This window comes from Komagataeibacter xylinus, from assembly GCF_004302915.1.
Classification (GTDB): Bacteria; Pseudomonadota; Alphaproteobacteria; order Acetobacterales; family Acetobacteraceae; genus Komagataeibacter; species Komagataeibacter xylinus_C.
In genome coordinates this window covers 1-2,136 of sequence record NZ_QQBI01000087.1, presented here as the reverse complement: position 1 = coordinate 2,136, position 2,136 = coordinate 1, and the positions used below count along the sequence as shown (strand labels likewise).

At 51.3% G+C, this 2,136-nt stretch carries 4 protein-coding genes; all 4 read right to left on the bottom strand.

The window, feature by feature from the left end:
- Positions 1-367: 367 nt before the first annotated feature.
- The 4 genes from DV027_RS17210 to DV027_RS17195 all read right to left on the bottom strand — a co-directional run bounded on the left by DV027_RS17210 (position 368) and on the right by DV027_RS17195 (position 1,852).
- Complete coding sequence (locus DV027_RS17210; RefSeq protein WP_130732984.1) at positions 368-937, bottom strand: recombinase family protein; 570 nt, start codon at positions 935-937, stop codon at positions 368-370.
- A 64-nt stretch (positions 938-1,001) separates the two neighbouring features.
- Entirely contained in the window at positions 1,002-1,346 is a 345-nt protein-coding gene (locus tag DV027_RS17205) for a type II toxin-antitoxin system RelE family toxin (protein WP_130732983.1), read from the bottom strand.
- Positions 1,339-1,602, bottom strand: a complete 264-nt coding sequence (locus DV027_RS17200) for a type II toxin-antitoxin system RelB/DinJ family antitoxin (RefSeq protein ID WP_130732982.1) — start codon at positions 1,600-1,602, stop codon at positions 1,339-1,341. The genes DV027_RS17205 and DV027_RS17200 overlap by 8 nt, the downstream gene beginning before the upstream one ends.
- A 61-nt stretch (positions 1,603-1,663) precedes the next feature.
- Positions 1,664-1,852: a hypothetical protein gene (locus tag DV027_RS17195; RefSeq protein WP_130732981.1), complete on the bottom strand. Its 189-nt coding sequence runs from the start codon at positions 1,850-1,852 to the stop codon at positions 1,664-1,666.
- Positions 1,853-2,136 lie beyond the last annotated feature (284 nt).

Sequence of the window (2,136 nt, the reverse complement as noted above, 5' to 3'; positions counted from 1 at the left end):
TGACGATCACGCACAGTTCTCAAACTGGGGAATTTTCAACCAGCACATTTGGGGAGATTACAACCAGCACTCACAATTGCAATCGTAATCTGCTCGGCACCATGATAGCTGCTCCCAGTTTCGTTGCCGCACGGCCCCTGAACCCCCGACTGCATGTGTTGTTGATAACCCGCCAGTATACAATATTATCTATACCGGATACACGCCTGTCCGTTCATGAACGGACAGGCGTGTATTACCATAAATATTCATAGAAATTATAAAATAAACATATTTAAATTATATAAATATTTATTTCCGAACATGACATTTATTTTGTTATCGGTATAATTATTTACAAAACATTTTTTGTCCCATTTTTTGTTTTTTACGACCTTACATGTTGGGTTTTAACCAGCATTCGGTAGATCGTGGCTTTGTGTACCCCAAATTTTTCGGCTACCTGCGCAACCGAAAACCCATCTTCGGTCACCATCTGGCAGGCTAAAGCCGTTTCCGCCTGCGCCAGCTTTGTGGGGCGTCCCATATGAACGCCTCGTGCACGCGCAAGCTCACGACCCGCTGCAGTACGTTCTCTGATTTGGGCTCGCTCAAACTCCGCTATGCCAGCAAATACGGTCAGGATCATCCGTCCTGCTGGAGACGTCGTATCCGCCCATGGTTCAGAAAGGGAACGAAATCCGGTCTGTTTCTTTTGGAGGTACTCCGTAATTTTCAGAAGGTGTTTTGTCGACCGTGCCAAGCGGTCAAGTCTATGGACAATTACCACGTCTCCCCGCCGGACTTTTCTCAATAACCGATTAAGTTCTGGGCGTTGTCGCTCCGCACCAGAAACTTTTTCCTTAAAGATGTAATCGCACCCAACCTTGCATAGATGCTCCAATTGCACGTCTAGGTTTTGTTCGTCCGTGCTTACACGTGCATAGCCAATCAGCATTATATTTCAAAGAGATATAAGATTTCGCCACGCAATACCTGTATAGGTATTATTCGCATAAATCTTACCTTTTACGACTTTTACCGCTGGACGGCTTTGTCCGATCGGCTGGCGTCTCCGGGACGCGCTTGGTTGCCGCCGTGTAGATTTCATTATCCTCGCGGCGTCCCACCGCGATGACGAAGATGACGATCCGCTGTTCCACGACCTGATAGACGAGGCGATAGCCGTCCCGTCGCAGCTTGATCTTGTAGAATCCGGCGAGATCGCCGTGCAGTTCATTGCCGGGAGAATGCGGGTTCAGAACCAGTTTTTCGAGCTTTTTCTCGAATTTCCTGCGAATGCTCCCGTCCAGCCCGTCCCACTCCCGAAGTGCACGATCATCGAATTCGATCGCGTATTCAGTCATCGGGATGGCGGGCCTTGAGTTCCGCCAGCGTCATGCGGTGGCGGGGGGCGGGATCGGCGAGGCGTTCGCGGACGACTTCGATCAGCCTTGCATCTTCATCGGTCACAAGCCGTCGCTTTACCGGCGGTTGGCCGGTCTCGGCGATATAGGCCAGCGTATCGCGCAGTACGTCCGAGAGAGACAGGCCGTGCGCGGAGAGTTTTGCGACGGCGGCAGATTTGAGAGCGTCATCGACGCGGAACGTCACGGCGGACATAGCTACCTCCCTGTTTTCAGTACAAACGTAATACATTTGTACGAAAAAGAGAAGAAGAAAGTCAGGTGGAAGGTGAGCGGGCAGGGGGAAGATCAGGGTTCTGTACAGCCGCCAGTGCGGCCTGTTCGCGGGCAATTTTCCGTCCGATCAGGCAGGCGAGCAGGAGCGCGACATTGTTTGCCGACACGCCAGCAGGTGGTGCCTTGGGTGGCACCACCGTGATCCGCAATTTTTGCTTCGGCGCGCGCATGGCATATCCCGTCCGGTCGGTTGACCCCGTTCAGCACAAGCATGGTCAGGACTGGACGCACGCGAAAGATGCCGTGCGGTGCCATGCGGATATTAGCGGCGCATTCGCAAGAAAACGAAGTTTTGTTCGAGCGTGCTCGGTTCCCGATTATCTGGCATCAGAAATAATGAAGCGGCGTTATCTTTGGCAGATCCTGACTGCAATGGAGTCGACGCGGAAATCTCACAGAAGGGTTGTACATCGGGTTAGATTATGAAAAAGTCTGTTTTGCACAAAAGAAATTT